The organism is Bacteroides oleiciplenus YIT 12058, from assembly GCF_000315485.1.
In the GTDB taxonomy this organism is placed as follows: Bacteria; Bacteroidota; Bacteroidia; order Bacteroidales; family Bacteroidaceae; genus Bacteroides; species Bacteroides oleiciplenus.
Window position 1 is genome coordinate 140,599 of record NZ_JH992944.1, and the last position, 8,152, is coordinate 148,750.

Annotated in this window: 4 protein-coding genes; 1 reads left to right on the top strand and 3 read right to left on the bottom strand. The window is 43.7% G+C overall.

The genetic code is table 11. The annotated features are described in order from the left end of the window. The 3 genes from HMPREF9447_RS20335 to HMPREF9447_RS20345 form a co-directional block, all read right to left on the bottom strand. Positions 1 to 3,231, bottom strand: coding sequence for a SusC/RagA family TonB-linked outer membrane protein (locus tag HMPREF9447_RS20335; protein WP_044138494.1), 3,231 nt, complete (start codon positions 3,229 to 3,231; stop codon positions 1 to 3). A gap of 234 nt (positions 3,232 to 3,465) precedes the next feature. Next, positions 3,466 to 4,773, bottom strand: coding sequence for a pectinesterase family protein (locus tag HMPREF9447_RS20340; protein WP_009131666.1), 1,308 nt, complete (start codon positions 4,771 to 4,773; stop codon positions 3,466 to 3,468). A 236-nt stretch (positions 4,774 to 5,009) separates the two neighbouring features. Next, positions 5,010 to 7,415 carry a TonB-dependent receptor domain-containing protein gene (locus HMPREF9447_RS20345; RefSeq protein ID WP_009131667.1) on the bottom strand — a complete coding sequence of 802 codons (2,406 nt, stop codon included), beginning with the start codon at positions 7,413 to 7,415 and terminating at the stop codon, positions 5,010 to 5,012. Between the two features lie 506 nt (positions 7,416 to 7,921). Here HMPREF9447_RS20345 and HMPREF9447_RS28845 point away from each other — a divergent pair. Continuing rightward, positions 7,922 to 8,152 (top strand): hypothetical protein (locus tag HMPREF9447_RS28845; protein WP_009131668.1); only part of this gene is annotated, 231 nt, incomplete at its 3' end.

The following is an 8,152-nucleotide window of genomic DNA, read 5'->3' on the forward strand; positions in this document are numbered from 1 at the left end:
TTAAAGTGTCAGGTTAATACCAAATAAGAATGAATGTGCTTTCGGATAAGCAGAGTAGTCAACGCCCGGAGTCAACGGAGTGCTGCGGCGGGTATCTACTTCAGGGTCCTGCCCGGAATACTTAGTCCAGCAATGCAGGTTGTAACCGGTGAAGTACACGCGGAGTTTTTCAACCAGGAACTTCTTTGTCCATGCTTTTGGTAATGTGTAACCGATAGTCAGGTTACTCAGTCGAAGGAATGAACCGTCTTCAATAGCATAGTCCGTCAGAACAGTGGAGTTCATCAACGGATGCCAAATAGTGGCATTCTGGTTGATTTCCTGCAAACGTGCCGGATTAGCATATTCACCATACATGATGTTGTAACCGGTTTCCGGGTCAATGGTGGTAAAACGTTTATCCAAAGACATATCGCTGCTCAGGTTCTGATATTTCTTGGAACCTGCATAAGTTGTATTATCAATCTTATTTGCATTAAGGATATCATTTCCATAGCTCCAATTGAACTGTATGCCAAAGTCGATACCTTTATAGTCTGCATTAATATTAAAGCCACCGGTATGTTTCGGCATAGTATTACCAATAATAGTACGGTCATCTGTCGTAATCTTATCAGAATCAGTATCCGTCAGTTTTTTCAGTTTCATGTGCCCCGGACCAAACCAGTTACCACTGGTTGCGATAATATCGCTACAATCAGCCACACCCGGTTTGATGATCCAACGTTTTGTTTCTTCATTGAAAGTGAAATCATCGAAAGAGTAGAAACCATCTTGCTTATATCCCCATATCTGACCGATAGATTTGCCTACAATAGCACGATAGTCGTCCGAACCGATGCTTACGCCCCATCCTGAAGATGCAATCATAGAATCGGAGCCATCCAGTTTGTCAATCGTATTACGGTTGAAAGAGATATTGAAGCCCAATGACAAGTTGAAGTCTTTAGTTTCAATGGCATACCAGTTGGCAGTTAACTCCAAACCTTTGTTGGTTGTTTGTCCCAGGTTACGATATTGAGTGGCATAACCGGAGTGAGTTGGGATATCCACAGCCAGAATCAAATCTTTAGTCACGTCATTATAAGCGTCGATCACCACATTCAGTTTATCATTGAAGAAGCCCAAATCCAGACCAAGATTGGCAGAAGTCTTGGTTTCCCAAGTCAGGTTCTCGTTACGGAGTGTATTGGTCGGTTTCAAACCGCTCTGCACTTTCTCACCGATATAGTAAAGTCTGTTGGCAGCACTTTCAAAGCTGTATTGCTGACGCCAGTAAGAGCCCACACGTGCATTACCGACCTGTCCGTAGCTTAAACGAACCTTGGCATTGGACAACCAGTTCTTAGTAGCTTCCATAAACGGTTCTTCGGACAGACGCCATGCCAATGCACCGGCAGGGAAGAACCCCCATTGCTTTCCGGGAGCAAATACATTTGTACCATCTTCACGGGCCGTAAAAGTCAGATAGTAACGATCTTTCAGTGTATAGTTCAAACGGCCGAAGAAAGAGGAAGTACGTGAAGGTTCGCCTATATCATTGTAAGTAGGTAGCGGATCACCATAGTTCCACATAGCCAATACTTGCTCTGCCGTAAAATCTTTCGGGAAAAACTTGGACTGAAGAGTCATCTTATCCGACTTACCGGAAAAGATTTCCTGCCCTAACATAATATTGAAACGGTGATCTTTCGCAACAGTGAAGTCATAGGTAAGGTGATTCTGCACCGTGAAGCGGTAGCCGTCAGTATATTCACGCTTGGCAACAGGCTGTCCGCCATTAGCATTAGACTCACCAGTCTTTTTTAACCAAATGTTATCCGTATGAGCTTTCTCGTAAGAATAACTACCCTGAATACGATAATCCAAACCTTTGATAATGTGGAATGTCAAACCGGCATTATAAGAGTTGACAAAGGAATATTGTTTCTTATACTCATTGGTAATGTTATAAATCGGGTCATTCAACATACTGGCAGCTTCCGCCCAGTCAAGTTCTTCGGAAGTACCTGCCAGGTTCTCCATAGACAACGTTGTGATACTCTTTACCGGAGCATATTTGACACCATCACGAAGCTTACGACCACCGGATACATCAGGACCATCAATCACCGTATTCGTGGTACGGGCCGTAATATCCAGATCGATAACCTTACCGAAAGACTTATTCAGCTTAATATTGAAGTTATCACGCACATAGTTAGAGTTCAGCATGATATAGTCTTCATCATCACGTGTATAACTGATATTGTAGCGCATAGTTTCCGTACCGCCCGAAAGAGATACATTGAAGTTCTTCTGTACACCGGTATTTCCATAAAGCTGGTCTTGCCAGTCGATGCCTTCACGATACTTGTAGAGATCTATATCATCCCACATACCATACATACTGTAAAAACCGGCACTGGATACATTCGGACTTGAGTCGATTTCCTTCTGATAATATACATATTCATAAGGAGAAAGTACATCCGTCAGGTTATACGTCTTCTTAATACCAACATAAGAGTTCACATCCACCACTGTTTTGCCAGCCTTACCACTCTTGGTAGTCACCAACACTACACCATTGGCACCCTTGGCACCATAAATAGCTGTAGAAGAGGCATCTTTCAACACTGTAATATCTTGAATATCGCCGGGAGGGATATCGTTGATATTCTTCACGATAAAACCGTCTACAATATACAGCGGAGAGTTGTCCTGAGTGATAGAACCACCACCACGCACACGTACCTTGATTTCAGCATCGGGAGAACCGTCTGTCACCGTTACGTTTACACCGGCCAGATGTCCGCTCATTGCCTGCAAGGCAGAAGTTACGGGAATGTCTTTCAGAACTTTGTCGTTCATGGAAGAAACGGATCCCGTCAGGTCCTTCTTCTTCATTGTACCATACCCCACAACCACTACTTCATCCAACATTTTCGAGTCATCCTGAAGCTTAATGCTCAGTGTTTTTCCGGCAACAGCATCTACTTCCTGGGACTGCATACCTATGTATGAGACAACCAGTTTCTTACTCTTTCCACTGACTCTTAAGGTAAAATCACCGTTTATATCGGTAATTGTTCCGTTGCCGGCATTGCCTTTCTCTACAACAGATGCACCGATAACACCTTCTCCGGTCGAGTCCGTCACATTACCCTTTACGGTAATCTCTTGTGCAGACAGCCCGATGGGAACCATCAACAGTATGGCCATTAGCCATACAAAACATTTGTTTTTCATTTCTACAGATTTTTGTTTCACATTAATAAAGGATTTAGTTTCACTTATTTTTCCTGATGCAAAAGTGACTAATTAAGAGTGTAGAGAGGGGTAAAAACTATCGGAAAAAGAGGAAAATATCTGTTATACCAATAAATACAAGCGGTTTATATAAAAAATCCCAGACTTTCACAAGCCCGGGATTCCACATGCAAAAAATGTCAATGTATTATAGTGCCGTTACTATTCATTAACTTAAAGAGAACTCTCAAGTCCTAATGAACCATAACGATTGACTGCACATACTTTCAAATTTCCTCGTATTCCGGATGCCAGATAAAGGGCTGTCTTTTGAGTAAGTCCGACTACCTGGTCATCATCGAAAATGATATAACCGGCAGCCTCGGGCACAGCATCCCAGCTCACTTTCTTTCCTTTCTGTTTCAGTTCACGGACAGCCGGAAGTTTTTCCATCATTACGCGAGGGTTCCAACCGTCATTGCCGGGAATGATACGTTCGTACACATATCCGTCTGCCTCCTCCTCCGTAATGGTGGCAGGACAGGAGCCTTTCGGAGGATTATTCGGACCCCGTCCGTCATACTCAGTTTTGCGCTGGCTCAGGTCCAGGATGTTGCCTTCAGCATCACGGCTGTCATATTCAGCGAACAAGGCAGGTATGGCACCCATATTGGTCCACCCCTCCGTCGCAAGAGGAATACGCATCGTGGTATGGATGTATACGGCACGTGGCGAGTTGTGCCAGGGACGCCCCAACTTTTGTCTGCCATCAGCAGCAGAAGCATTGCCATCTACAATACAATTACGGAACACATACCCGAATTTAGCGTCCTTGTGGCAGGGAGCCACAATCACCGAACCGCTACGTACATTATATAAGGTACAATTTTCGAGCAGGGCATCTCCCCCGCCATAAAAGTAATCGACAGCGCCCTCAATCCAGCAATCCTTCACGTAATGACGGTCCGAATCATTGGTAGAAGTCATCCAGGTATCCTGAAAAGAACGGAAGATGCAATTGTTGAATGCCGCGCAATCTGCCTGGCTACTCATAGCCAGAGCCTGCGGCCCATTTTGGTTATCTACTCCCCAGTCGTTCACATAAGAGATATTCTCCGTATAGAAATGATCGCCCTTCACTTTCACTACGCTGCCTTCAAAGTTGTATACTTCGGAAGCGGGATTATGAACGGAATGTTCCCAATAAGCAGTTTTCTCCGATTCTGTTCCTTCTTCGGGTTTTCCACCCACATTCAGGAGATGATGAATGATTGTTTTGTCCTTGTCCTGACCAATGAGATGAATGTAAGTCTTGGTCTCGGGCACAATGATCTGTTCCCTGTATGAACCGTTCTTTACGAAAATAAGCCAGGGTTCCTGCCGGTTTTCCGGTGCCGCATCGATGGCAGACTGAATAGTTGTGTAATCGCCGCTGCCATCCTGAGCCACTACCACTTGAAACGGAGACGTATTATCCTCCTCTTGTGCACATCCCCCCGACAAAACGCCAAGGAGTAATGCTGCCAAAATAATCTTTTTCATTCCTGATATTTTTAATGATTAAGTTTGATTTGTTTAAGTTCAGTTATCTTAATGCAAAAATGGACAATCACGAAGAGAACGAGGGGGAAAAACTGGTAGAAAAGGTGGAATGATACAATAAAAATGGTCTGCCAAACCGAAACAACTCCTTGTTTCAAGTTGACAGACCACCCATCTCTAAACTTTCAGTCAGGTAAAAACGGTGAAAGCAATCAAAGAGACTATTTTAAACTTCATCATAATCTGTTCTGAATATCGCTGTTACTATTTCTCTGCCCCTTGCTCCGGATGTCTCCACCGAATGTATAGGAAACACCTATGCGGAAGCTGGTAAAGGAGAACTGATTGTCTACAGTCATCCGGACACCATTGGAAACAACTTCCATCTTTGAATGGCTGACCAGAATATTGTTAGCATTCAGACTAAGACTGAGTTTATTGTCCAGCATACGGTAGAGCAATCCTGCACTGATGCCATAGGTGGGTTTCATCAGGTAAATACCCTGATAAGACTTGGAAGTGAACGAACCGGAAAGTGTTCCGAGGAACGTCTTCTTCGCATTGAGGAAGACCGTATTGCGCAGGCTGGCATAATACGCCCAACCTTTTTCTTCGGACGGGGTGGAGGCGGCACTAGATGTAGTGCGGCTGTAATTCACTCCGTGCTGTGCATAAGTCTGCAACCACTTTGTGCGAAACGTATACGAATTATTAATGCCGAACTTATGCGTCTTCATAAAATTGTCCCACAAGAAAGAACTGACATTCGTTTCAGGATCCAGACCTACTATCTGGAAGAACACATCATCTGCATAAGAGTAATAGAGTGAAACGTTGAAGTTATTCTTCAGTGTATACCCCAATTCGGCATTATAGGTATAACAGGGTTTCAGGTCTTCCTTTCCACGGGCAAAGGTATATTTGTTCTGATAGAACGGGAAAGGATTCACCATGTTCTGCGAAGGGCGGGCAATACGGTTGGAGAAGCTAAGATTCAACGCATGGCCTTCATTCGGGGAATAAAGGAAATAGACGGTAGGGAACAAGCGGGTGTAGTCATGCTTATCCGTCTTATTCTCCGACTCGGAAATACCGGTGGTGCGGGTGTGTTCCATACGCAAACCCAACTGCATGGAGAAATGCTTCGAAAACTCACGGCTATAATCGGCATAAAGGGCGTAGATTTGTTCCTTATAGTGGAAATAGTCGTCCTGAACCAGTGTCGGGTCTGAAGTATCATAGTCGATGCGGTTGCGGGTATTCGTAAAGGATACTTTGGCACCAGTAGTTATCTTGTACTTCTCAAACGGAAGCGTAAAGTCGAGAGCGGAAGAAAACACATCCACTTTGCGGTCTTGCAGATAATTATAATCGAAGTTTGTTCCGGGAATTACTGCACCACCGGGAGTTTGAGTCTCAGATAAGAAGCCTGCGGTTTCGTCACGTTTATCACGCAGGTAGTCCACATCCCAAGTCATTTTCTTACCTTTATCACCCCATGTCTTATCGGTATGGAAGTTCAGGTTAAGGCGGTCGGATTCCGTATTTTCTCTATTGTCTGAGAACAAAAGGGAATCCAGACGAGCGGTAGAAACATCGTACACTTCTGTTGTGGAAGCAGCGATATGATCTTTGGGGGAGTTATGGTTGTAAACAGCCTGCAAGCCCACTGTCCAGTTCCGTTCCAGAGCAACGTCCACACCGGCCTGTCCATAATAGCTCGCCATGTAGTTCTTGTAATCCGTGCGTCCGTCCCAGGTATTGAGGGCAAAATAACGGCGGTTCGTTTCAAGCGTTTTATACTGGCCTTGCGTGGTACCTGCATTGGCAAAAGAAGATACACGTCCTTTACTTATATTCAGGTTGACACCACCGTAACCATAGTTTTCTTTCTCACCTACATTATAGGAAGCGGATACCGTACCACCCAGATAATCTTTCGGGCGTGATTTCAGACGGATATTAATGATACCTGCATTGCCTGCCGCATCGTATTTGGACGGAGGAGTGGTGATGACTTCCACCTTCTGAATCTGTGAAGCATCATAAGAACGGAGATAGTCTATCAGTTCGTCACCTGAGAGTTTCGTTTCACGGTCGTTGATGTATACTTTCACACCACCTTTACCTATAATATCTATGCTATTCTGACCAACACGCAAACCAGGCACTTCACGCAGAAGGTCGAGTGCATTTCCTCCGGCAGTGGCAATGGCATTGTGTGTATCAAAGACCACTCTGTCCACCAGGCGCTTGATGACCGGACGGGCAGCCGTAACGGTAACTTCATTCAGGAAGGTAGAAGAGGATTTCAAGTTGAGCATACCTACATTCTTATCTCCTTGCAGGGATACCGGTAGATAGATGTCGTCACAACCAATAAGGGTGATATGCAATAGATATTCTCCTTTTGTTTGAGTAAAAGTAAAACAACCCTGTGCATCCGTCAGCATACCTGTGACATAAGCACTGTCTTTGGCTTGTTTTAAAAGAACGTTCGCTACTTCCACCGGCTGGTTGTTTTCATCTTGTACGCAACCGGAGAGTTGATAGGTTTGAGCAGAAATGGATACTGCTGCACACATAATAAGGAATAAGCATACAAGTCTTTTCCCGATAGTCTTCATTGAATTTGCTTTCATTGTTTGATTGATTTTAATGTTTCACTTTTCGTTTTTACCTGATGCAAATTTAGGGGTGAAACAGGTCTCAAACACTCTATATCGGGATATAAAAGTTCTATATGCCACTCATATATCACATTAATTATCAGATAATTGCATTTTCAATTCTCTATATTTTCCTTTTCAGGCTCTATATACTGTCTATATGCGCTAACTAAACGATTCATTATAGTACAGTTATGAATGAAATGATGATTTACTGAGTATCTCAATTAATTAGGCGGACTATCTTAACTCCCCTCCTCCAGTTGGAGGAGGGATGCCCTTTAGGGCGGGGTGGTAGGTGAGAAAGAATTCCTTAGCCTTGTGATTTATAGGTATTTTATTGTTTCACCTACCACCTCCCCCCGTTGGGGTACTCCTCCTCCCGGGAGGTTGTGTAAAAAGTAAGAATCAAGTGTTCTTTGACATATTGTATAAAAAGGATTTTATATCTTTGCTTTGATAACAATAGGATTAATTTTATGGGCTATATTCAACCTTTTGATCGCAATCAACTGACTCTTCCCGAGTCTTTAGATTCTTATATCTCTTGTGAGAACCCTGTTCGTCTGATTGATGTTTTTGTCGATCAGTTTATCAAATTGCACCCTGATTTTTCATCTTATAAAGGTAACAGTCCTACAGGCCGTTCGGCTTATAGCTTTGGTACTTTACTCAAGCTGTATGTCTACGGCTATTTAAACAGTATCAGT